The 22,843-nt window shown below is 60.1% G+C and carries 18 protein-coding genes; 14 read left to right on the forward strand and 4 right to left on the reverse strand.

The genetic code is table 11. The annotated features are described in order from the left end of the window. Positions 1–98: 98 nt before the first annotated feature. The gene (gene tpx, locus NTD80_RS03140) at positions 99–599 is read right to left on the reverse strand and encodes a thiol peroxidase (RefSeq protein WP_120448412.1); all 501 of its coding nucleotides are present in this window, start codon (positions 597–599) and stop codon (positions 99–101) included. Positions 600–758: 159 nt separating this feature from the next. Between tpx and NTD80_RS03145 the strand changes: the two genes are divergently transcribed. The 12 genes from NTD80_RS03145 to NTD80_RS03200 all read left to right on the forward strand — a co-directional run bounded on the left by NTD80_RS03145 (position 759) and on the right by NTD80_RS03200 (position 19,087). Continuing rightward, the gene (locus NTD80_RS03145; RefSeq protein WP_262132108.1) at positions 759–2,048 is read left to right on the forward strand and encodes a glycosyltransferase; all 1,290 of its coding nucleotides are present in this window, start codon (positions 759–761) and stop codon (positions 2,046–2,048) included. Positions 2,049–2,120: 72 nt separating this feature from the next. After that, positions 2,121–3,026, forward strand: a complete 906-nt coding sequence (locus NTD80_RS03150) for an AraC family transcriptional regulator (protein WP_262132109.1) — start codon at positions 2,121–2,123, stop codon at positions 3,024–3,026. A 147-nt stretch (positions 3,027–3,173) separates the two neighbouring features. Continuing rightward, positions 3,174–9,566 (forward strand): hypothetical protein, encoded by a 6,393-nt coding sequence (locus tag NTD80_RS03155; protein WP_262132110.1) that lies wholly within the window; start codon positions 3,174–3,176, stop codon positions 9,564–9,566. A gap of 287 nt (positions 9,567–9,853) precedes the next feature. Next, positions 9,854–11,137, forward strand: coding sequence for an ABC transporter substrate-binding protein (locus tag NTD80_RS03160; RefSeq protein ID WP_371920659.1), 1,284 nt, complete (start codon positions 9,854–9,856; stop codon positions 11,135–11,137). Between the two features lie 123 nt (positions 11,138–11,260). Then, on the forward strand, positions 11,261–12,187 hold the full coding sequence (locus tag NTD80_RS03165; protein ID WP_065906617.1) for a carbohydrate ABC transporter permease: 927 nt from the start codon (positions 11,261–11,263) through the stop codon (positions 12,185–12,187). 10 nt (positions 12,188–12,197) lie between these two features. Beyond that, entirely contained in the window at positions 12,198–13,028 is an 831-nt protein-coding gene (locus NTD80_RS03170) for a carbohydrate ABC transporter permease (RefSeq protein WP_032886872.1), read from the forward strand. 37 nt (positions 13,029–13,065) lie between these two features. Next, positions 13,066–14,169, forward strand: a complete 1,104-nt coding sequence (locus tag NTD80_RS03175; protein WP_262132111.1) for an ABC transporter ATP-binding protein — start codon at positions 13,066–13,068, stop codon at positions 14,167–14,169. A 16-nt stretch (positions 14,170–14,185) separates the two neighbouring features. Next, on the forward strand, positions 14,186–15,667 hold the full coding sequence (locus NTD80_RS03180; protein ID WP_065906615.1) for a mannitol dehydrogenase family protein: 1,482 nt from the start codon (positions 14,186–14,188) through the stop codon (positions 15,665–15,667). A gap of 141 nt (positions 15,668–15,808) precedes the next feature. Then, entirely contained in the window at positions 15,809–17,290 is a 1,482-nt protein-coding gene (xylB, locus tag NTD80_RS03185; RefSeq protein ID WP_262132113.1) for a xylulokinase, read from the forward strand. A gap of 12 nt (positions 17,291–17,302) precedes the next feature. Continuing rightward, positions 17,303–18,241 carry a carbohydrate kinase family protein gene (locus NTD80_RS03190; protein ID WP_106804128.1) on the forward strand — a complete coding sequence of 313 codons (939 nt, stop codon included), beginning with the start codon at positions 17,303–17,305 and terminating at the stop codon, positions 18,239–18,241. 99 nt (positions 18,242–18,340) lie between these two features. Beyond that, positions 18,341–18,610, forward strand: coding sequence for a DUF2790 domain-containing protein (locus NTD80_RS03195; RefSeq protein ID WP_065906599.1), 270 nt, complete (start codon positions 18,341–18,343; stop codon positions 18,608–18,610). Positions 18,611–18,688: 78 nt separating this feature from the next. Next, a complete protein-coding gene (locus NTD80_RS03200) occupies positions 18,689–19,087 on the forward strand; it encodes a hypothetical protein (RefSeq protein ID WP_262132114.1) in 399 nt (132 codons plus the stop codon). On the opposite strand, the gene NTD80_RS03205 is transcribed toward NTD80_RS03200, so the two are convergent. Both NTD80_RS03205 and ilvA read right to left on the reverse strand, forming a co-directional pair. Next, positions 19,084–19,353: a DUF1652 domain-containing protein gene (locus NTD80_RS03205; RefSeq protein ID WP_065906595.1), complete on the reverse strand. Its 270-nt coding sequence runs from the start codon at positions 19,351–19,353 to the stop codon at positions 19,084–19,086. The genes NTD80_RS03200 and NTD80_RS03205 overlap by 4 nt on opposite strands. A gap of 233 nt (positions 19,354–19,586) precedes the next feature. Beyond that, positions 19,587–20,609 carry a threonine ammonia-lyase, biosynthetic gene (gene ilvA, locus NTD80_RS03210; protein ID WP_262132116.1) on the reverse strand — a complete coding sequence of 341 codons (1,023 nt, stop codon included), beginning with the start codon at positions 20,607–20,609 and terminating at the stop codon, positions 19,587–19,589. 251 nt (positions 20,610–20,860) lie between these two features. On the opposite strand from ilvA, the gene NTD80_RS03215 reads away from it, so the two are divergent. Then, positions 20,861–21,061: a ParD-like family protein gene (locus NTD80_RS03215; RefSeq protein ID WP_027606410.1), complete on the forward strand. Its 201-nt coding sequence runs from the start codon at positions 20,861–20,863 to the stop codon at positions 21,059–21,061. Continuing rightward, the gene (map, locus tag NTD80_RS03220) at positions 21,061–21,822 is read left to right on the forward strand and encodes a type I methionyl aminopeptidase (protein ID WP_262132119.1); all 762 of its coding nucleotides are present in this window, start codon (positions 21,061–21,063) and stop codon (positions 21,820–21,822) included. The genes NTD80_RS03215 and map overlap by 1 nt, the downstream gene beginning before the upstream one ends. An 84-nt stretch (positions 21,823–21,906) precedes the next feature. Here map and NTD80_RS03225 read toward each other — a convergent pair whose 3' ends face one another. Beyond that, complete coding sequence (locus NTD80_RS03225) at positions 21,907–22,839, reverse strand: magnesium transporter CorA family protein (RefSeq protein WP_262132120.1); 933 nt, start codon at positions 22,837–22,839, stop codon at positions 21,907–21,909. Between the last annotated feature and the right edge of the window lie 4 nt (positions 22,840–22,843).

Raw genomic sequence — 22,843 nt, forward strand, 5'->3', positions numbered from 1 at the left:
AAGCGCCTGAACGACAAATAAAAACGGCCTGGACTAGGCCAGGCCGCAATCATGTAGCACGCGTGTTACTGCAAAACGACAGTAATGCGCCGAAACAGTTACTTCAAAACAGCCAGGGCGGCTTCGTAGTTGGGTTCCTGGCCAATTTCGCTGACCAGTTCGCTGTGCAGGACCTTGTCGTGTTCATCCAGCACCACCACGGCACGGGCGGTCAGGCCACGCAGTGCGCCTTCGGCGATGGAGACGCCGAAATCAACGGCGAAGCCCGGGTCGCGGAAGTCCGACAGGTTTTTCACGTTTTCCAGGCCTTCAGCGCCGCAGAAGCGCGCCTGGGCAAACGGCAGGTCGCTGGAGATGCACAGGACCACGGCGTTGTTCAGGTCATTGGCCTGGGCGTTGAACTTGCGGACCGAGGTCGCGCAGGTCGGGGTGTCGACGCTTGGGAAGATATTCAGCACTTTGCGCTTGCCGGCGAAGGTCGCCAGGGTTGCGTCCGACAGGTCGCCGGCGGTGAGGATGAAATCCGGAGCCTGGGAACCGACTTGCGGCAGCTCGCCTTCAACCTTGATTGGGTTGCCACGGTGGGTGACTTGAGCCATGAACAGAATCCTTATGCTGGGTTTTGGTTAAACGAATTCGAGAGGCCGAAGTTAACCACAAAGTGCCGTGGCTACCTACCACCAGACGCAAATTGTCATGCCACCGGGTTGTGGTTTAATTGCGCGCTTTTGCCCTGCCCTTAAAGGAAGCCGTTGTTGATGAATCAGCCTGCCACCAAAGTCCTGGTCATTGGTTATGTCTGGCCGGAGCCGCGTTCTTCGGCGGCGGGCGGGCATATGATGCAGATCCTTGAGAGTTTTCTTACACAAGGTTGGGACATTACCTTCAGCAGTCCGGCGACCATCGGCGAACACAAGGCGGACCTGCCCGCCCTCGGCATCCGCGAATGCGCGATTGAACTGAATAACAGCAGTTTCGACGATTTTATCCGCGAACTGGCCCCGGACATCGTGCTGTTCGACCGCTTCATGATGGAAGAGCAGTTCGGCTGGCGCGTGGAAAAATGCTGCCCCGACGCCCTGCGCGTGCTCGAGACCTCCGACCTGCAAAGCCTGCGGGACGCGCGCCAGCAGCGCTTCAAGGAGCACCTCAAGGCCCATCCCGACACCGACGACTTCAGCGCCCTCTTCACCCCCGCGCTGCGGGAGGAATTCGAGTTGATGGCCGACACCGACCTGGCCAAGCGCGAAATCGCCGCGATTTATCGTTGTGACATCAGCCTGATGATCTCCGACGTCGAAATCCGCCTGCTCACCGAGCAGTTCAAGGTGCCCGCCGCCCTGCTCCACTGGTGCCCGCTGATGCTGCAGCCGCCGGCCGCGGCGTTTGTGCCGTTTGAAGACCGCGCGCACTTCCTCAGCATCGGCAACTTCCGCCACGCGCCTAACTGGGATGCGGTGCTGTGGATGAAGAACAGCCTGTGGCCGCTGATCCGCCAGCAATTGCCCGGCGCCCAGTTGCATATCTACGGCGCCTACACCCCGCCCAAGGCCACGGCCCTGCACAACCCGGCGCAAGGCTTTCACGTGATGAACTGGGCCGAAGACGCGCTGCAAGTGATGACCGCTGCACGCATCTGCCTCGCGCCGCTGCGCTTTGGTGCCGGCATCAAGGGCAAGCTGGCCGATGCCATGTTGTGCGGCACGCCGAATATCACCACGCCGATCGGCGCCGAAGCGATGGGTGACGAGCTGCCCTGGCCCGGCGTGATAGCCGAGGACGCGCAGGCATTGGCCGCTGCGGCGGTCAGCCTGTACCAGGACCGCGCACGCTGGACCCAGGCGCAGGAACGCGGCCGCCACTTACTGGCCAGCCGCTATGACCAGGACCTGCACGGCCCGGCGCTGGTGACCTGCCTGGAACACTGCCGCAGCCACCTTGCCGCCCATCGCCGGGATAACTTCACCGGCAGCATGCTGCGCCATCACGCGCATAAAAGTACGCAGTACATGTCCCAGTGGATCGAGGCCAAAAACCGCCTCGCCTGAACACCGGTGCTGGCGAGGTCGCGCGCGAGGGGGCATTATCCCAGGCAGCAACCACAATAAAGCGACGGCAGCATGACCCGAGCAGCGCGAATCACCGACCCTTCCTACGAGCTGATGGACGATCACAACGGTCTGTCCATCATCTATCGCCAACATGGCTTCCCCTGCCCGCTGGTGCGCTGGCATTTCCACAAGGAATACGAACTGCACTTGATCGTCGCCAGCTCGGGCAAGGTGTTTATCGGCGACTACATCGGCAATTTCTACCCCGAAAGCCTGTTTCTCACCGGCCCCAACCTGCCGCACAACTGGATCAGCCAGGTCGAGGAAGACGAAGTGGTGCCCAAGCGCGACATGCTGGTGAACTTCACCGATGAGCTGTTCGAGCACGGCAGCCATATTTTCGCCGAACTCAAGACGCTCACGCCGCTGCTGGAACGGGCGCAATACGGCATCGAATTTCGCTGCAAAAAGACCATCGCCCAGGCCATGACTCTGATGCAGCGCATCGAGGATGCCCAGGGCATGGCGCGCCTGGGGCACTTTTTCATTCTGTTGGAGGTGCTCAGCGCCTGTGAGGACTACCAGTTGCTGTCGGGGGTAAACACCGCGCACCTGGCAGACGAACACAGCGTGGACCGCACCAACCGCGCGGTGGACTACATCTTCGCCCACTACGCACGCGAGTTGCCGCTGGAGGAAGTCGCGGAATACCTGGGGATGAAGCCGACGTATTTTTCCCGGGTGTTCAAGCAGGCCACCGGCCGCACGTTTATCGAGTTTGTGAACCGGTTGCGCATCAGCAAATCCTGCGAGCTGCTGGCCGATGGCGACAAGGCGGTGACGGACGTGTGCTTTGAGTCGGGCTTCAACAACATCTCCAACTTCAATCGGCGTTTCCAGCAATTGAAAGGCATGACCCCTTCCCACTACCGGCGCCTGGCGGTGCAGCGGCTCACCGAGCAGAACCTGAGCTGACGGCGATCATCAAATGAGTGCGCGCAAATTAAATCGGCACTCGCCCCGCCTTGACAGGAACGAGAACGCAATCCCTTGCCACTGAGCGGAGTACCCACTTTTAAACCGGCGGGTGGTACTCATTTATTCTCATGCACAGGGCACTCCATGATCAATGTTCAGCCATCGCAGGGGCTCAGCACTGTCCCTCGAAACACTCTGACCCCGCCCGCGAGCCCTTTAGGCTCTGCGACACTTGAGGTGATCAAGCTTTTTTGTAGACCGGCGAATGGCAGTCAAACGTTGCCCGCAACCGCACAATCAAGTGATATACCGTCGACAGCCCGCCAGCGCATCGAACATCTTCTCGGGTTTGCAGTCACCAAGGAACAACCGAGCCTGGCTGAACAAATCGGTCAGTGGGTCGAGGACGCTGGTGATCCGCTGACCGACGCGGTGCTGCGCAGTGAGGTGCAGCAACGCCTTGACCAGCCCAGCGCGATCAACCCGCGAAAAACCTATACCCAACTGATTCAGCAAATACTCGACGGTGCGCAGCCCCATTCACCGAGCGCCCCAGCGGACCAGCGCCCGCTAAACCGCAACCAGCGGGCGGTGGCGTCAGCCCCCCCCGCAACACGTGCTGCGGCAATCCGCCAATTCGCCGATGCTCTCGTTGACAGCAGTGATCGGCAGTTGGCCATCGGTGTCGCCAACAGCCTGGTGCGCCAGAGGCTCGCAGCCGAAGCCGATGAATCGGTGAATGCCGAAAACAAGGTCACCGTCCCAACCGACTCCACCTTCGGCCAGGCCTGGGCCGAACTGTCAGATGCGATGTACTCGGAGCCCTTCAAATCGTTTGCCGAGGTCCATGGTCTTGATATTTCAAAACTGATCATCGGGCCGAACAGTCATCTGCGCGAAATATCAGGCGGCAGCGTCCGCATCTTCCCGCATCATGACGCTGCATGGGTGGCCGCTTCAGGGAAGGTGCTGGCGGCCGTCACCAAAATCATCGGCGATCGCGGCGGCGTGGTTGCCTATTATGGCCGCGATCAAGCATCAGCCTATAACATCGCGAACTTTTATGGCTTGCAACTGGGCCTGATCCAAAGTGACCAGACGCTGGCCAGCATCGGGCGACTGTTTCACGAGGGCACCTTCAATGCGTTCAGCAACAACGACCCCGAATACACCGTTTACGCGCCCATCAAGCGGCGCCAACAAGAAGCGGGCCAGCGCATCGCGGATTTACCACAGGACCAATTGATCGAACGCCTTGCCAGGTTCACACCGCCAACCACGGCACGCAAGGTTCAGGACGCTGACCGAGACCTGGCGCAGCAGTGCAGCCAGGCATTGATCAAAAGGGTGCATGAATTTGATATCACGCTCCAGGACGTGCCCGAGTATTCCACTTTCAACCAAGCGCGTAAAAGCCTGCTGACGGAGCTGAGCGGCAGTGCATTTACCACCTTTGTGCGCGAGAACAGCGTTGACCCAGCCAGCGTGAGGATCAACCCCGAGTCCGGCGATATGACGGCTAAGGTCAAAGGCAAAGACACCGCCTTTACCGTCAACGATGTGTCAGGCTGGAATAATGCCTGGGAAGCTATCCAGGGTGCGGTCAAGCAACTGGCTGCCGGATCACGTGGCGATATTCGCTACCCGTCACCCTCTTCTGCAACGCTTGATGAGGTCATGCAGTTCTACAACGAAGAAATGCCTCGCCGACACGATCCTCGAACAAGTAACTGGCGCAAGCTCGATTTCATCTCGATCCTCAAGCGAAGTGCCGCAATGGTCAATAACGACGGCTTCAAGGCGCTCGTTGACCCAAGCATGAATGATCCGATGTCACTGGCTGTAAGGGCGAACCAGAGCGCCATAACGCGAGCGCTGGGACAAACGTCCATTCCACTGTCGAGACTTGAAACGCTGGCGGCGACCGTCGATTCCACACCGATTGCGACATTGAACGCCGCGCCACCGGATAACCTGGAGAACGCCGAGCGCGCGCTGGCTGATGCCACCTACCGCGCAATGCTCGACGTGAAAAGAGACCCGACCCAAGCGCCGTCGAAAATGGTCGGGCCGATCCCGGTCGGCAGCCTGTTCGGTCAGTGGCGCAATAACCTGGATAAAGCCATCAGCGGCAACGGTTTCGTTGAATGGGCCAAAACACACAACGTTGACTTGACCTCCCTGCGCTTCGACCCCAGAGGCGACGCGCTGATAGGCACAGTCAACGGCGTTGACCAGCGCTTCACCGCCGGCGACTTTGGGAAAAAATACCCGGAGTATTTTGACGTCCTCGCCCCCGTACTGGCCGCCGCCGCAGTATTCGCGCATAACACGCCAATAACGCTGGCTAACGCCAAAGGCAGCGATGCGCCGTTGAAATGGGTGGGCACCTTCTACAACATCAGTACGCAACCGGGTGCCCAGGCGTTCGAACGGAGCCTGCAGCACCTGGCGAGCACAAAGAGATTCCTGAACAGCCCCAGGTCTGCAGAGCAAGTGGAGAACTGGCTGAACCAGCAAAAAATCGGATTGGGTGATAGCAATGACCGGTATGCCCTTATCAACCAACTGAAAAACGGCAACATCGATAACGACGACACCACAGGTTTCACTGTCGACGAGGGCTCATCCCACCACCCCAAGGGCCTGACGACCGTGCAGAAATTCCTCGCCGACCAAGGTTGGTTCGAGGCCAAGACGGCAACGCAGACGGATAACTTGCTGCGGGCCTTGCAGACACCCATACCCCAGGCCCCGGCCTTGGGCAACCGCTGGGGTTTCCTCTCCACCGACCTGCCTCTCAGCCCCGCCCAACGCGACAACGTGAACGATCTGGCAAAAAAAGCCATTGGCTCGAGCACCACGCTCCTCAGCTACCTCAGTGCTCAAGTCAGCAATCTCCAAACCAATCGCCCTGAGCAAGCGCTGGACCAACTGCTATCCAGTGACGGTGCCCTGGAGCTGGCCACAACTCTGCAAACCGAGATGAAGGGTGCAGTCACTTTGACCAGTCTCAAGCAGTGGCTACTGACAGCGCTGGTACTGGAACTCGATCCCTCGGCGGGTACCTCACGCAATGCCCTCGCGGGCTTTGATCTGATGCACGCGGATAACTGGGGATTGGGCACGGACAAGATTCGTGAGCGGTTCAACAGACACTTGACCGATAATCGAAATATCCCGCCAAACCTTACGCCAGTAGTCGCGCGCCTGTTGATGACGGGTGCCGCGCCCCATCTGCTGGTTAACGATGTGCCGTCGTCCCTAACCATGGGTTCGACCGAATGGGTCAGCTTTACCACCGCCGTCAATCGGATCGAACTGAGCGCCCCCGGGGCAGCCACGGACATGACCTTCGAGCAAGTCATGAACCTTGACCGGATCAACCCTATCAACGCACGTGAATCCCAACTCCAATCGGTTGCCCAGATGAACCCGGTGCTGGATTGGGCCATTGTGAATCAGCACGTGGTGAAGAACGACAAAGACGAATACACCCTCGAACAGCTCACCAGCAGCCAACAGGCGCTCAAGAAACAAATGGGCGAAGTGGCCGACGCCAGGCGCTTCCTGAGTAACTTTGCGCCGCCAGAAAGAAGGAAAATGGCACTTGAGGCGCTGAGAGAAAAATTCGGTACCCACATCGACTACGAGCGCCCGTACCTCACTGAAAAAGTTGGCCCGGGTGGCCTATTTTCCAATATCCGCGCGAGCATTGTGGAGGTGTATGAGGCTGGCCGTATGGGTGAAAGCTGGCGCTGGGAATCGACAGGACCCGATTTTGATGCCCTGAGTGCACGTGCGTCCGAGTTGCCCGACATCAACGCGACATTTGACCAAGCCATCAAGGAAGACTTCCCGCTACGCAGGACCCACACCCTGTCCCTCTTCAAAGACATGCTCAGCAAACTGCCATTGGCAGAGCGCGATAGCCTCAACTTTGGTGCGGTGCAATTCCTGCACGTGAAAGGCGCGGGTGAAGGCATGGTGATGACTTCCGTATACAAAAATGTCCGAAGAGATTTCGCTGTATACCCGTCGGTGGGGAAAATCATCCCTATACCCGACATTAACCCGTCAACGAAGCTCGGCGAAAACGTCCGCCTTGCCATTGATGCTGAAGCTTTCAAAACAGGTTCAGAACCCAAGCCGGGCGTCGAATCCGACGTTGTATTAAGAAACAGCGAGCAATTGATTCTGGTGGACACTCACGACGGTGATAGTCGCCCCCTGTTGCGCGAGCGGCTCTTCTACGAGCGTAGTCCGAACAGCTTGCCGAGTGGCTACGACGGCGAGCGGTTCTCCGAGTTGGCCAAGGTCCTGGTCGATACGGTGTATTTGCGCAAAGCCTCCTCAATCGCTTCACAGCGCGGCCTGAGCAACACCGTTGAAAATGGAAGGGAGCCCAGCGACTACTTTCAGGAAGCGTTGCGGTTCTTGCCGGGAGGCTCCAGCCTCGAGGACATCTACCACGGTGAATTCGCCGAAGCGGCAAAAGACCTGGCCATTGATATCGTGATGTACGCCGCCACCGAGGGCGCAGGCAAAATCTGGAGCGTAGCCAAGTCCGGTGCGGCGTGGGCAGCCACCAAAGTTTCGGCAAAATACATCGAGAAGTTTGGTGTCAGAGAAGCGGAAAATATTGAACTCAAGGATATAACAACCGCCAGCAGCGCGAAGTCGCTCAACGCGGTCAGCCGTATGCAGGACAGATACCTGGCGAAACAGGTGGGCGGCGAACCGGTCGTGGCAGCCGACAGGGCCGATGGTGTGATCATTCAAACCGGCAGCACGCGCCAGACCATGCTCACTGCGGTGCGTCAGGACGGTAATTGGTACGCCTACGACGCTAAAACCGGGGCGGCTTATGGTCCGGCACTGGAGAACTTCCTCTCTGATACCTCATCGACGATGAGGCAAGAGACCTTTTCGGACGGTACTCAAGCGTTGGTAACACAACGCCCCTTGGCCGCCGACGCCTACACCCTGCCTCGCACCCATGGCTTTGACCTGATCAATGAGGGCAAGGTCTACCGTTACGATACCCGCACCCCAGGGGCGTTGAGCGATCTGGAGTCTGCTGATCATTTCAAACCTCTCGAAGAGTTCGAGGCCATTTGCCCTGCACCTGCCATGGGTGCCGCAAGGATCCGACGCGGGACCAACGACAATTGCTTCAGCAAAGTCATTGAGGCTGTTCCCGCAACATCTGCCAAGGAACTTCAGGCGCTTGAGCACAGACGCCTGTTCCCTTCAGAGCGGGGTTTGCTGAGCAAGGGCCAATTTGTCATTTTCGAGCGGCGTAAATACAAAATGGTTGATGGCGAAATGGGCCCGCAACTGGTTCCGACGGCTGATGGCAAGCGCATCGTATACAAATCGCAGATCGGCGGTAGCCTCAAACAGGATCCGCAATTCGGCTTTCCCCCGGGAGGAGCCACTGACTACATGAAGCAAAAAACCCGAGTGGTCACGCTCGATAGCATCAGTGATGCCTGCAAAGACAAGCGCGAGCTTCGTGGTGTGATTGTGGATGGCCCCGCCGGCAAACACTTGGTGATAGAGGCTGACACCGCTGAATTTTATTCCGCCAGGCTGAATGATGCGCCCGGCGGCAAACTGACCTTCAACCGATGCGCATACGACGACATTCCGATGGTCAAACAATACCGCGAGACATTTACCCGCCTTGAAGGTGCGAACGGGGTGCCCAATGACGCGGATTTCATTGCCTTGCCCAAACTCAGTGATGCATTCAAAGAGCTGGAGCATTCGAACTACTCGAAACAGGAGATCGATGAGCTCAAAACGTGGTGCAAAGAGTTTACGCCGGAACAACAACGCGAAGTTCTCTACCAACTGCAACGGAGCAACGCCATTGGCAAGGCGAATATCGGGCTGAAGCCGAATCGAGTTTACGCACTGACCACACCCGCCGACTTTGCCACGTGGACTCCCGAGCAAAAAAACGGGTTCTTCGCACGAGAAGCAAAAAACAGCGTGAATCGTTCAATGAAAGCCACTGGGCTGGGGCCCGGTAACCAAATTCGCTCAAGTGCGGATAGCGCACGCGCGCAAGCGGCGCGCATTACCAATACATGGCTGCGTGAAACCGTTGAGGCCCATGCAGTGAATCGCCCCAACTTGATTCTGAAAACCGGAGCAGGTAACTGTGGCGAAATGGCCATGGTGTCCAGAGATATTGTCAGGAAAAGCGGTGGCCATGCTTATGAATGGAAGGCGTCGGACGCACACGCATTCACAGTCATTGGCGGGCCTTCCACACTGCCCGTTGGCACAGTGAACTTCTCGGAAGCGGCCTGGGCGGATGCCTGGATTGTCGACCCATGGGCAGATATCGCTTGCCCAGCCCGCCTTTACACCCAGAAGTTGAACGAGGTAATGGCCCAGTGGGAACGCGAAAACTTGAAAATCATGGACCAAGGCAAGCTGATGAGCCCACTCGACAGCACCTGGCTGAATAAGCTCATCGTCAGGCCGAAGCAACCGTACACCTTTGGGTATGATGCCGCCTGACCACGTTGAAATATCGGGCAAAAGCGCTTGCAACGAAATGGCAGCGCTTTTTGTCCGGACATCCAGTGAAACGTTTCACCCACTTTCTTATCCAGTGCAAAAAAGTATCAGTGCAAGTGCGCCCAAGGATTTGTCATAACCCCATTTGAAGGCTGTAATCAACGCACACTCTTCCTGGCCGTTCGCGGGAAGACACAACAACAATAACTGTCCTTCTGCAGCCCCTGGGCGCAGAAATGGAGTGCGCGATGAAGTTCACAGCAAAAACTCTGCTTGCCTGTTCTTGCATGACTGTATGCATGACCCTCAGCGCCGTCAGCTTTGGCGCGCAAACCCTGACCATTGCCACCGTCAACAACAGCGACATGATCCGCATGCAAAAGCTCTCGAAAACCTTCGAGACCGAGCATCCGGATATCAAGCTGAACTGGGTGGTGCTTGAAGAAAACGTGCTGCGCCAACGCCTGACCACTGACATCGCCACCCAAGGCGGGCAGTTCGACGTGTTGACCATCGGCATGTACGAAGCCGCACTCTGGGGCGCCAAGGGCTGGCTGGAACCGATGAAGGATCTGCCCGCTTCCTACGACCTCGATGATGTATTCCCTTCGGTGCGTGACGGTTTGTCCGTCAAGGGTTCGCTGTATGCCCTGCCGTTCTACGCCGAAAGCTCGATCACCTATTACCGCACCGACCTGTTCAAGGACGCCGGGCTGAGCATGCCCGAGCACCCGACCTGGACCCAGATCGGCGAATTCGCGGCCAAACTCACCGACAAGAGCAAAGAGCAATACGGCCTGTGCCTGCGCGGCAAAGCCGGTTGGGGCGAAAACATGGCGCTGATCACCACCCTGGCCAACGGCTACGGGGCGCGCTGGTTCGATGAGAAGTGGCAGCCGGAATTCACCGGCCCCGAATGGAAAGACGCGCTGAACTTCTACGTCGACAACATGAAGAAATCCGGCCCGCCGGGTGCCTCCAGCAATGGTTTCAACGAAAACCTGGCGCTGTTCAACAGCGGCAAGTGCGCAATCTGGGTCGACGCCAGCGTGGCCGGCTCGTTTGTCACCGACAAGACCCAAAGCAAAGTGGCTGACCATGTCGGCTTCACCTTTGCCCCGCACGAGAAGACCGATAAGGGCACCTCGTGGCTGTACTCCTGGTCACTGGCGATCCCGACCAGCTCCAAGGCCAAGGACGCCGCCAAGGTGTTCACCAGTTGGGCGACCTCCAAGGAATACAGCCAGTTGGTGGCCAAGACCGACGGCATCGCCAACGTACCGCCGGGTACGCGCAAATCGACCTACAGCGACGAGTACATGAAGGCCGCGCCGTTCGCCAAGGTGACCCTCGAATCGCTGAAAGTCGCCGACCCGACCAAACCGACCCTCAAGCCCGTGCCGTATATCGGGATCCAGCTGGTGACCATTCCTGAATTCCAAGCGATTGGTACCCAGGTCGGGAAGTTCTTCTCGGGTGCGCTGACCGGTCAGCAGACGGTGGATGCTGCATTGACCGCCGCGCAGACCACCACCGAGCGTGAAATGAAGCGGGCGGGTTATCCCAAATAAAGCCGGCACACCGCCGTCACTGCTTTATGTGAGAGCTGGCTTGCCGGCGATGCAGGCAAGTCAGCTCTCACCCTGACCGCGCTCCGATTCTCGTTCTGCATGTACCTGACTGGTCCTGATCCTATGAATACCACCACTGCCCAAGTGCAAACGACCACGCCTCACACGCCACGCAAAAGCCGCCTGGCCAACCCCGGCTGGTTTCTCGTCACCCCTTCGGTCGCCATGCTGCTGCTGTGGATGATCGTGCCGCTGGGCATGACCCTGTACTTTTCGCTGATCCGCTACAACCTGCTCTACCCTGGCGAAAACCAATTCGTGGGGCTGGAGAACTTCACCTATTTCATCACCGACTCAGGCTTCCTGCCGGGCGCCACCAATACCCTGTTGCTGGTCGGCAGCGTGCTGTTGATCAGCGTGGTGTTCGGCGTGTTGATCAGTGCCTTGCTGGAGGCCAGTGAGTTCCTGGGCCGTGGCATCGTGCGGGTGATGCTGATTTCGCCGTTCTTCATCATGCCCACCGTCGGTGCGCTGATCTGGAAAAACCTGATTTTCCACCCGGTGTCAGGGATTCTCGCCGCCGTCTGGAAGCTATTCGGCGCCGAGCCGGTGGACTGGCTGGCGCACTATCCGTTGCTGTCGATCATCATCATTGTGTCGTGGCAGTGGCTGCCGTTTGCGATCCTGCTGCTGATGACCGCCATGCAGTCCCTCGACCAGGAACAAAAGGAAGCCGCACGCCTGGACGGCGCCGGCGCCATCGCGATCTTCTGGCACCTGACCCTGCCCCACCTGGCACGCCCGATTGCCGTGGTGGTGATGATCGAAACCATCTTCCTGCTCTCGGTGTTCGCCGAAATCTTCACCACCACCAACGGTGGCCCGGGCTACGCCTCGACCAACCTCGCCTACCTGATCTACAACCAGGCACTGGTGCAGTTCGACGTGGGCATGGCCTCGGCCGGCGGCTTGATTGCCGTGGTCATCGCCAATATCGCGGCGATCATCCTGGTGCGGATGATCGGCAAAAACCTGACTGACAAGCCTTGAGGGCCGCGCCATGACGCTTCAACAATCCCGCCGCCTGCAAAGCCTGTTGCTCGGCACTTTGGCCTGGGCCATCGCGATCCTGATTTTCTTCCCGATCTTCTGGATGGTGCTGACCAGCTTCAAGACCGAAATCGATGCGTTCGCTACCCCACCGCAGTTCATCTTCACGCCGACGCTGGAGAACTACCTGCACATCAACGAGCGCAGCAACTACTTCAGCTACGCCTGGAACTCGGTGCTGATTTCGTTCAGTGCCACCGCCCTGTGCCTGCTGATCTCGGTGCCCGCCGCCTACTCCATGGCCTTCTACGAGACCAAGCGCACCAAGGGCACGCTGCTGTGGATGCTCTCCACCAAGATGCTGCCACCGGTGGGCGTGCTGATGCCCATCTACCTGCTCGCCAAGAGCTTCGGGCTGCTGGATACGCGCATCGCGCTGATCATTATCTACACCCTGATCAACCTGCCGATTGTGGTCTGGATGGTTTACACCTACTTCAAGGACATCCCCAAGGACATCCTCGAAGCCGCGCGCCTGGACGGCGCCACCCTGTGGCAGGAAATGGTCCGGGTGCTGCTGCCGATCGCCAAGGGCGGCCTGGCGTCCACGGTATTGCTGTCGCTGATCCTGTGCTGGAACGAAGCGTTCTGGTCGTTGAACCTGACCTCGTCCAACGCAGCACCGCTGACTGCGCTGATCGCCTCCTACTCCAGCCCTGAAGGCTTGTTCTGGGCCAAGTTGTCCGCCGTCTCGACCCTGGCCTGCGCGCCGATCCTGATCTTTGGCTGGATCAGCCAGAAACAGCTGGTACGCGGTTTGTCCTTCGGCGCCGTGAAATAACGGCCTTTCAATAAAAAATTCAAAGCGGAGGCTCATCATGGCCAACCTGAAAATCAAGAATCTGCAAAAAGGCTTCGAAGGTTTCTCGATCATCAAAGGCATCGACCTGGAAGTGAACGACAAGGAGTTCGTGGTCTTCGTCGGCCCCTCGGGCTGCGGTAAATCCACCCTGCTGCGCCTGATCGCGGGCCTGGAAGAAGTCAGCGAAGGCACCATCGAACTGGACGGCCGCGACATCACCGAAGTAACCCCGGCCAAGCGCGACCTGGCGATGGTGTTCCAGACCTATGCGCTGTACCCGCACATGAGCGTGCGCAAAAACATGTCGTTTGCCCTGGACCTGGCCGGCGTCGACAAGAAACTGGTCGAGAGCAAAGTCAGCGAAGCGGCGCGCATCCTCGAACTCGGCCCGTTGCTGGAGCGCAAGCCCAAGCAGCTGTCGGGCGGTCAGCGCCAGCGCGTGGCGATCGGCCGGGCGATTGTGCGTAATCCGAAAATCTTCCTGTTCGACGAACCGCTGTCCAACCTCGACGCCGCCCTGCGCGTGCAGATGCGCCTGGAGCTGGCGCGCCTGCATAAAGAGCTGCAGGCGACCATGATCTACGTGACCCACGACCAGGTCGAAGCCATGACCCTGGCCGACAAGGTCGTGGTCCTCAACAGCGGCCGTATCGAGCAAGTGGGCTCGCCGCTGGAGCTGTACCACCAGCCGGCCAACCTGTTTGTCGCGGGCTTCCTGGGTACGCCGAAGATGGGCTTCCTCAAGGGCAAGGTCACGCGCGTCGAAGGCCACGGCTGCGAGGTGCAACTCGACGCCGGCACCACCATCAGCCTGCCGTTGAGCGGCGCGACCCTGAGCGTCGGCAGCGCGGTGACCCTGGGCATTCGTCCGGAACACCTGGAAATCGCCGCGCCGGGCCAGACCTCCCTGACCGTCACCGCCGACGTCGGCGAGCGCCTGGGCAGCGACACTTTCTGCCACGTCATCACCGCCAATGGCGAGCCGTTGACCATGCGGATCCGTGGCGACATGGCCAGCCAATACGGCGAGACGCTGCACCTGCACCTGGACCCGGCGCACTGCCATCTGTTCGACACCGACGGTGTAGCCGTGGCCCGTCCACTGCGCGCTGCCGCCTGATTTCGCGAGAGTTGTGATGAAACTGAATAAGCAGAACCTTACCCAACTGGCGCCGCACGTGAACATCCCGGCCTATGCGATTGCCAGCACCTCCCAGGGCATCGCCCATATCGGCGTCGGCGGTTTCCACCGTGCGCACCAGGCGTACTACACCGATGCGCTGATGAACACCGGCGAAGGCCTGGACTGGAGCATCTGCGGCGTCGGCCTGCGCAGCGAGGACCGCAAGGCCCGCGACGACCTGGCGGGCCAGGACTACCTGTTCACCCTGTATGAACTGGGCGACACCGACGACACCGAAGTGCGCGTGATCGGCTCGATCAGCGACATGCTGCTCGCCGAAGACAGCGCCCAGGCATTGATCGACAAACTGGCCAGCCCCGAGATTCGCATCGTCTCGCTGACCATCACCGAAGGCGGCTACTGCATCGACGACAGCAACGGCGAGTTCATGGCCCACCTGCCGCAGATCCAGCATGACCTGGCGCACCCCGGCGCACCGAAAACCGTGTTCGGCTTTATCTGCGCCGCGCTGACCCAGCGCCGCGCCGCCGGCACCCCGGCGTTCACGGTAATGTCCTGCGATAACCTGCCCCACAACGGCGCCGTCACGCGCAAGGCGTTGCTGGCCTTTGCCGCGCTGCACAATGCCGACCTGCACGACTGGATCAAGGCCAATGTGAGCTTTCCGAACGCCATGGTCGACCGCATCACACCGATGACCAGCACCGCCCACCGCCTGCAGTTGCACGACGAGCACGGCATCGACGATGCCTGGCCGGTGGTCTGCGAACCGTTTGTGCAATGGGTGCTGGAAGACAAGTTCGTCAACGGCCGCCCGGCCTGGGAGAAGGTCGGCGTGCAGTTCACCGATGACGTGACGCCCTATGAAGAGATGAAGATCGGCCTGCTCAACGGCAGCCACCTGGCCCTGACTTACCTGGGGTTTCTCAAGGGCTACCGGTTCGTGCACGAGACCATGAACGACCCGTTGTTCGTTGCGTACATGCGCGCCTACATGGACCTGGATGTCACGCCGAACCTGGCGCCGGTACCGGGTATCGACCTGACCGACTACAAGCAGACCCTGGTCGACCGTTTTTCCAACCAGGCGATTGCCGACCAGTTGGAGCGCGTGTGCTCGGATGGCTCCTCGAAGTTTCCAAAATTCACCGTGCCGACCATCAACCGCCTGATAGCCGATGGGCGCGAGACCGAGCGTGCGGCGCTGGTGGTCGCGGCCTGGGCCTTGTATTTGAAGGGCGTGGATGAGAATGGCGTGAGCTATAAAATCCCCGACCCGCGTGCGGAATTCTGCCAGGGGCTGGTGAGTGATGAGGCGTTGATCAGCCAGCGACTGCTGGGAGTGGAAGAGATTTTCGGCACGGCTATTCCCAACTCGCCGGAGTTTGTGGCAGCGTTCGAGCGTTGCTATGGGAGCTTGCGTGATAACGGCGTCACCGAAACCCTACAGAACCTCCTGAAGAAACCGGTTTAAAAAATGTGTGAGGGGGCTTGCCCCCGATGAGGGTGTGTCAGGCAAATATCCTTCACTGACCCACAGCCATCGGGGGCAAGCCCCCTCCCACACTGGACCGGGTTGCCAATCCAAAAAAATAACACCGCTGAGCACACCCTCATGACCCAGCAAAACCTGTTCCTCGGCATCGACTGCGGCACCCAAGGCACCAAGGCCATCGTCCTCGACGCGTCCAGCGGCAAGGTGCTGGGCCTCGGTGCTGCGGCGCACACACTGATCAGCGGCGCGAATGGCCGTCGCGAACAGCACACCCAGGAGTGGCTGGACGCCTTTACCGAAGCCACCCACCGCGCCTTGCAACAGGCAGGCGTCGACGGCCAGGACATCCTTGGCATCGGCGTGTCCGGCCAGCAGCACGGCCTGGTGCTGTTGGATGACAGCGGCCAGGTGCTGCGCCCGGCCAAGCTGTGGTGCGACACCGAAACCGCACCCGAAAATGATCGTCTGCTGCACTACCTGGGCGGCGAAAGTGGCTCGCTGGAACGCCTCGGCGTGGCCATCGCGCCGGGCTACACCGTGTCCAAGTTGCTCTGGACCCGCGAGCAGCACCCGGACGTGTTCGCGCGCATCGCGCATATCCTGCTGCCCCACGACTACCTCAACTACTGGCTCACCGGCCGCGCCGTGGCGGAATACGGCGATGCCTCCGGCACCGGTTACTTCAATGTGCGCACCCGTGAATGGGACGTGGCGCTGCTCCAGCACATCGACCCCAGCGGTCGCCTGCAGGCCGCGCTGCCCGACCTGATTGACGCCGACCAGGCGGTGGGCACGATCCTGCCGGCCATCGCCGAACGCCTGGGCATCAACCCCAACGCGCTTGTCTCCAGCGGCGGCGGCGACAACATGATGGGCGCCATCGGCACGGGCAACATCGCCCCCGGCGTGATCACCATGAGCCTCGGTTCCTCGGGCACCGTGTATGCCTTCGCCGACCAACCCAACGTGAGTGAGCAGGCGTCGGTGGCGACTTTCTGTTCCTCCAGCGGCGGCTGGCTGCCGTTGATCTGCACGATGAACCTGACCAACGCCACCGGGGTAATCCGCGAGCTGTTCGAACTGGACCTCAACGCGTTCAACGCCTTGGTCGAAAAGGCCCCGATCGGCGCCGACGGCGTGAGCATGCTGCCGTTTCTCAACGGCGAACGCGTGCCCGCCCTGCCCCACGCCACCGGCAGCCTGCACGGCCTGACCATGACCAACCTGACCCGCGCCAACCTGTGCCGCGCCGTGGTCGAAGGCACCACCTTCGGCCTGCGCTACGGTCTCGACCTGCTGCGCCACACCGGCCTGCAAAGCCTGCGCATCCGCTTGATCGGCGGCGGTTCGAAAAGCCCGGTGTGGCGGCAGATGGTCGCCGATATCATGAACACCGAAGTAATCTGCACCGAACAAAGCGAGGCTGCGGCCCTGGGCGCGGCGATCCAGGCGGCGTGGTGCCAGTCCGGCGAATCCCTGGCCAGCCTGTGCGACCGGTGCGTGAGCGTCGACCTGGCCAGCCGTACCCTGCCGGTGGCAGCCAGCGTCAGCGCCTACCAACAGGCGTACGCGCGCTATCAACAGCTAGTAGCAACCCTTTAAGAGCGAACGACTATGTATCTGGTGTGCGGTGAAGCGCTGTTTGATTTTTTCAGCGAGGAAGATGCCAGCGGGCAGGCTTCCAAGGTCAATTACAAGGCAATTGCCGGTGGCTCGCCGTTCAACGTGGCGGTGGGTCTGCGCCGCCTGGGCATCGATGCCGGGCTGTTCGGCGGGTTGTCGACCGACTTCCTCGGGCGTCGCTTGTTGCAGGTGCTCAAGGATGAAGGCGTCAGCGAGCAGTTCCTGGTGGAGTTTGCCGCGCCGACGACGTTGTCGATGGTCGCCGTGGGCGCCAATGGTTCACCGCAGTACAACTTCCGCGGCGAAGGCTGCGCCGACCGCCTGCTGGAAGTCGCCCATCTGCCGGTGCTGGGCGCGGACATTCGCGGCTTGCATGTCGGCTCGTTCTCGCTGGTGGTGCAGCCGATCGGCGATACCCTGCTGAGCCTGGTCAAGCGCGAAAGCGGCAAGCGCCTGATCAGCCTGGACCCCAACGTACGCCTCAACCCCCAGCCGGATATCCAGCTGTGGCGCGAGCGCGTGGCGGAGCTGGTCAAGCACGCCGACCTGATCAAGGTCAGCGACGAAGACCTGCACCTGCTCTACCCCGACCAGTCGCCGGAAAGCGTGCTGCAAGGCTGGCTGCAGCACCGCTGCCAGTTGGTATTCCTCACCCGTGGCGGCGACGGTGCCAGCGTCTTCAGCCGCCAGCACGGCAACTGGTCGCAACCGGCACAGAAGGTGGTGATGGCCGATACCGTCGGCGCTGGCGACACCTTCCAGGCCGCCTTGATTGCCTGGTTGACCGAGCAGAACCTGGATTCGGTAGAGGGCCTGCAGCAACTGACGCGCACGCAGATCGACACGATGCTCGGCTTCGCCATTCGCGCTGCCGCGTTGACGTGTGGCAAGACTGGGCCGGATTTGCCGTATCGTGATCAACTCGGCTGAATCCAGCCTTTATGAAGGTTTTGTCAGCCAGGCAAAAATTAATCGACGGTTAATCCCGCAAGTCGAGAGTGAAAGTGTACTCACTTGCGGAGAACCACCATGAAACTGCGCACTTTAATGCTTGGCGGCGCGCTGGCGCTGGCGGCGGTGTCGGGCTTGGCCCAGGCTGCCGATCAAACGGCGACTGTCACCCCTGTGCCCTACCACTACGGCATGCCGATGAACATCGCCAAGGTGCTGGCCATGAACGAGGCCCAGACCAATGACTGCAAAGTCATCAAGGCGGATATCAAGTTTGTGGACACGGCCGGCAAGGTCGAAGACGTGAGCTATCGGAAAATGTCCGAAGCCTGCGATTTCCAGAATTGAGCCGGTGAAAGACCCAGGACAGGCCCGCACAGGAAGGAGTAGTCTTGCGGGCTTGTCATACGGCTGAAGGGATTCGCCATGCAGTTGAGTTTCCGCTCTCTCGCAACATTCACCGCCCTGCTCTGCTTCGCCCTTGCACTTGTCTGGGGCCTGCGTCCTGACCTGCTGCTGTGGGTATGGAGTGTCGAATATTCCAGCGCCACCGGGCTGGTGTCGCGCCGCAATGCCGCGCTGTTCCTGGCCATCGGCCTCATGTTCTACCGTGCTCGCCTTGCCCCACCCTCAGACACACGCCGCGCCCTGACCAGCGGGTTTATCGCCGGCTGCCTGGTGCTGGCCGTATTGGGGTTCGGGGAGTGGATCAATGGCAATGCAGGCCCTGGGATCCTGCTGGCGGTGGCAACGGAAACCGTATTGGGCCTGGCGTTTATCCAGGCCCACAGGTCTTCGGTCACTCACTCTCAAGCGTCGATCTAGTACAGGTTGCGCGCACCTGCCCGTTGCAGCGCGGGTGCATGGCTGTGCTTGAGGTCTTCACGCAACCCGGTGATCAGATTGCACAAGGCTCGACTGCTGTCGAGTTTGTCGGCGTTGATACCTTTGACTTCCAAATCCACCCGGTCACGGTCGCGGTCGTCATAGACCTTGATCGTCAGCGAGGCATCTTCGGCTTTGGTGCATTCGCACCGTTTAGGCAGGAAACTTCCTTCGATAATACTGCGAAGTTCTAATTCCGAAAGCATGGCCAACCTCTCCTTTTCTGAGACTGCCAATCGATTGTTTTTAGTCTGGCAAGCGTGTGCCTGCCGCGTCTTGCCGCCCCTGGAAGACGCTTACCATCACCAGCCTACTCGGCAAAATCCAGTCTCGTTGTAACCATTCCTCATAAGCACCTAGCGCCCTTATATAAGCTTGGACGGGCAGGTGAAATAATCGTCGAACCGCTGCGATTAATCGTTTAACCCCACGCCTGGTATCAAACTACGCCTTGCGCGACCACTCTTTCAGCAACATATCGCAAACTATCGAAGTTAATGTTCGCTCCGGAATTAACCGCTACCAATGTCTGCCCCGCTACGCCACGTGTTGACACGTATTGGCGAATACCCGCGACCGCCAAGGCACCGGAAGGCTCGGTGATGGAGCGGGTATCGTCGTAGATCAACTTGATTGCGCTGCACAGCTGGTCATTGCTGACCGTGATCACTTCATCCACCCATTGCCGGCAGATTTCAAAACCGAACGCACCGATCTGCGCGACCGCCGTGCCATCGGCAAACCCGTCGACACTCGGCAACACCACGCGCTCACCGGCGCGCAGGGCCGCCAACAGGCAACTGGAGCCTTCGGGCTCGACGCCGATGATGCGCACTTCAGGCCGCAGGTATTTGACGTAGGCCGCGATCCCGGCAATCAGCCCGCCGCCGCCGACCGGGACGAAGATCGCGTCCAGCGGCCCTTGCTGCTGGCGCAGGATCTCCATGGCCACCGTGCCTTGGCCGGCGATGACGTCCGGGTCGTCGAAGGGCGACACGAAGGTATAACCGGAGGCGTCGGCGAGTTGCAGCGCGTGGGCCAGGGCAAAGGGAAAGCTGGCACCGTGCAACACCGCTTCGGCGCCCCGGGAGCGCACGCCCAGCACCTTCAATTCCGGCGTCGTCGCGGGCATCACGATTCGCGCCCGGATCCCCAGTTCACGCGCCGCCAGCGCCACCCCCTGGGCATGGTTGCCCGCCGACGCGGTGACCACGCCCCGCGCCTTCTGCTCGGCGGTCAGTTGCACGAGCTTGTTGTAGGCGCCGCGAATCTTGAAGGAGAAGGTCGGCTGCAAGTCTTCGCGCTTGAGCAGCACCTGGTTGCCGAGCAATGCCGACAGCGCCGGCGCGGCTTGCAGGGGCGTGCGCACCGCCAGGTCATAGACCGGGGCGGCGAGGATCTTTTTCACATAGTGTTCAAGCAGGCCTGCATCAGCGCGGGGAGGAACGGGACAGCTGCTCATGGGTGTCTCCTGGTGTATGTAGAGCCCGGGAGACGGAAAAACAAAACCCGCCTCAAGGGCGGGTCTGGGTGCAGCCGTGTGCTATCCCGCCAAATGAGGAATGGCGGTAATAATAATGCTTGGCTGGCTGCGGAAGGCTTGGAAGGTCATGCCAGGAAATTAACCGGCCATCCGGAGCAAGTCAACATCCTGTTTACTTCAAGCATACGAAACATATACGATTCGTATATCAATCCAACACAGTGAAGACCATGGGCATCGTCAAGATCAGCGACCAACTGCACGAACAACTCCGCCTGGCCAGTGCGGCCATGGACCGCTCCATCAACGCCCAGGCCGAGTTCTGGATCAAGGTCGGCCTGCTCGCCGAACTGAACCCCAGCCTGCCCTACCACGAGTTGATCAACAAACTGCTGCTGGACAAGCCCGACCTGATCCGGGGGCGCAGCTGATGATCAAGACCGCCGCCCAACTGGCTGTCATGCGCGAATCCGGGCGCCTGCTGGCCAAAGTGTTCGACATGCTCGACGGGTTTGTCAGCGCCGGCCGTTCCACCCTGGAGCTGGACAGCGCCGTCGAGGCCTTCATCCGCAACGACCTGAAAGCCCGCCCCGCCAGCCTCGGGCAATACGACTACCCGTTCTCCATCAACACCTCGATCAACGAGGTGGTGTGCCACGGCATGCCCAGCGCCAAGGAGATCCTCAAGGACGGCGACATCATCAACATCGACATCACCCTGGAAAAAGGCGGCTTTATCGCCGACTCCAGCAAGATGTACATGATCGGCACCGTGGCCCCCAAGGCGCGGCGCCTGGTGGAAATGACCTTTGAGGCGATGTGGGCCGGCATCCGCCGGGTCAAGCCCGGCGCACGCCTGGGCGATATCGGCCATGCAATCCAGAGCCACGCGCAGGCCAACGGCTACAGCGTGGTGCGTGAATACTGCGGCCATGGCATCGGCAAGCAGATGCATGAGGACCCGCAGATCCTGCACTTCGGCCGCCCCGGCACCGGCATGGAACTGCGCGAAGGCATGGTGTTTACCATCGAACCGATGCTTAACCAGGGCAGTTCCAAGGTGCGCAGCCTGAAAGATGGCTGGACCGTGGTGACCAAGGACAACAGCCTGTCGGCGCAGTGGGAACATACCGTGGCGGTGACGGCGGATGGCTTTGAAGTGCTGACCCTGCAAACACCGCCAGGCGAGTAACCTTTGGCGAGCGGGCTTGTCCCGCGTTGGGCTGCGCAGCAGCCCCAAACCAGGCGCAGAGGCGTGCCTGATGCATCGCCACCTTTACATCGTCGCGCCCGCCATCCGCTTGAGCACTAGCACCATCAAGCCTGCCCCCAACCCCATCGCCGCCAGTAACAACGGGTACGACACCCACCACGGCGTACCCGCCGTCATCATGCTGAACTCCGACATCCCACCCACACTGGCAATCAGGTTGAGCGGCAGGAACACCACGTTGATCAGCGTGAGCTTGCGCAACAGATTGTTCATGCTGTTGTTCATCAGGTTGCCGCGCGCATCGATCAGCCCGGAAAACACATTGGAATAGATCTCGGCCTGTTTGTAGCACTGATGGTTCTCGATGATCAGGTCATCGATCAGGCCGAGGATTTCCGCGCCGAAGTGCTCCTTTTCCGCGTGGTTGCGCAGCCGCGACAGCACGGCGCCATTGCTGTGCAGCGCGTTGATGTAATAGATCAGGCTTTCACTGAGGTTGAACATCTGCATCAGGTGATGGTTGCTCATCGATGCGTTGAACTGCTGCTGCAACTCGCGCGCGACCAGCTTGATCACCTTGAGATGGCCCAGGTAGTGGTGGATGTTGTTAAGCAGCAGGTCGAGCAATACGTCGAGCGGCGTGTGCAGCGGCCGGCGCTGGCCGAGGCCGCTCAGCGGGGTTTCATCGGTGGCGATTACCAGCAGCCGGCCGGGTGAAAACAGCAGGCCGCAGGACGACACTTCGAACACCAGGTTGCCGCCGCCGGAATAGTTCTCCGGGCGCTTCCAGATCAGGAACAGGTTGTCGGGGTGAAACTCGATGCGCGAGACCTCGTCCGGGTCCAGGGCCGACGCGAGTGCGTGCTCATCCAGCTTGTGGTGGTCGCGCAGCCATTCACGCTCGCTCGGGTCAGGGTTGTTGAACAACAGGATCGGGGCCGAGGCGCTGTCCACGCCAAGCAGTTTTCCATTGATAAGCTCAAAACGCTGGATCATCGCG

The sequence above is a fragment of the Pseudomonas sp. 13B_2.1_Bac1 genome (genome assembly GCF_025466155.1).
In the GTDB taxonomy this organism is placed as follows: Bacteria; Pseudomonadota; Gammaproteobacteria; order Pseudomonadales; family Pseudomonadaceae; genus Aquipseudomonas; species Aquipseudomonas aylmerensis.

Bases quoted from the DNA above. Each gene is read 5' to 3' on its own strand.
- NTD80_RS03145 (WP_262132108.1), top strand. From the start codon at position 759: ATGAATCAGCCTGCCACCAAAGTCCTGGTCATTGGTTATGTCTGGCCG.
- NTD80_RS03170 (WP_032886872.1), top strand. From the start codon at position 12,198: ATGACGCTTCAACAATCCCGCCGCCTGCAAAGCCTGTTGCTCGGCACT.
- NTD80_RS03195 (WP_065906599.1), top strand. From the start codon at position 18,341: ATGAAACTGCGCACTTTAATGCTTGGCGGCGCGCTGGCGCTGGCGGCG.
- NTD80_RS03160 (WP_371920659.1), top strand. From the start codon at position 9,854: ATGACTGTATGCATGACCCTCAGCGCCGTCAGCTTTGGCGCGCAAACC.
- NTD80_RS03225 (WP_262132120.1), bottom strand. From the start codon at position 22,839: ATGATCCAGCGTTTTGAGCTTATCAATGGAAAACTGCTTGGCGTGGAC.
- map (WP_262132119.1), top strand. From the start codon at position 21,061: ATGATCAAGACCGCCGCCCAACTGGCTGTCATGCGCGAATCCGGGCGC.
- NTD80_RS03215 (WP_027606410.1), top strand. From the start codon at position 20,861: ATGGGCATCGTCAAGATCAGCGACCAACTGCACGAACAACTCCGCCTG.
- NTD80_RS03150 (WP_262132109.1), top strand. From the start codon at position 2,121: ATGACCCGAGCAGCGCGAATCACCGACCCTTCCTACGAGCTGATGGAC.
- ilvA (WP_262132116.1), bottom strand. From the start codon at position 20,609: ATGAGCAGCTGTCCCGTTCCTCCCCGCGCTGATGCAGGCCTGCTTGAA.
- NTD80_RS03175 (WP_262132111.1), top strand. From the start codon at position 13,066: ATGGCCAACCTGAAAATCAAGAATCTGCAAAAAGGCTTCGAAGGTTTC.
- NTD80_RS03165 (WP_065906617.1), top strand. From the start codon at position 11,261: ATGAATACCACCACTGCCCAAGTGCAAACGACCACGCCTCACACGCCA.
- NTD80_RS03190 (WP_106804128.1), top strand. From the start codon at position 17,303: ATGTATCTGGTGTGCGGTGAAGCGCTGTTTGATTTTTTCAGCGAGGAA.
- NTD80_RS03205 (WP_065906595.1), bottom strand. From the start codon at position 19,353: ATGCTTTCGGAATTAGAACTTCGCAGTATTATCGAAGGAAGTTTCCTG.
- NTD80_RS03180 (WP_065906615.1), top strand. From the start codon at position 14,186: ATGAAACTGAATAAGCAGAACCTTACCCAACTGGCGCCGCACGTGAAC.
- tpx (WP_120448412.1), bottom strand. From the start codon at position 599: ATGGCTCAAGTCACCCACCGTGGCAACCCAATCAAGGTTGAAGGCGAG.
- NTD80_RS03200 (WP_262132114.1), top strand. From the start codon at position 18,689: ATGCAGTTGAGTTTCCGCTCTCTCGCAACATTCACCGCCCTGCTCTGC.
- xylB (WP_262132113.1), top strand. From the start codon at position 15,809: ATGACCCAGCAAAACCTGTTCCTCGGCATCGACTGCGGCACCCAAGGC.
- NTD80_RS03155 (WP_262132110.1), top strand. From the start codon at position 3,174: ATGATCAATGTTCAGCCATCGCAGGGGCTCAGCACTGTCCCTCGAAAC.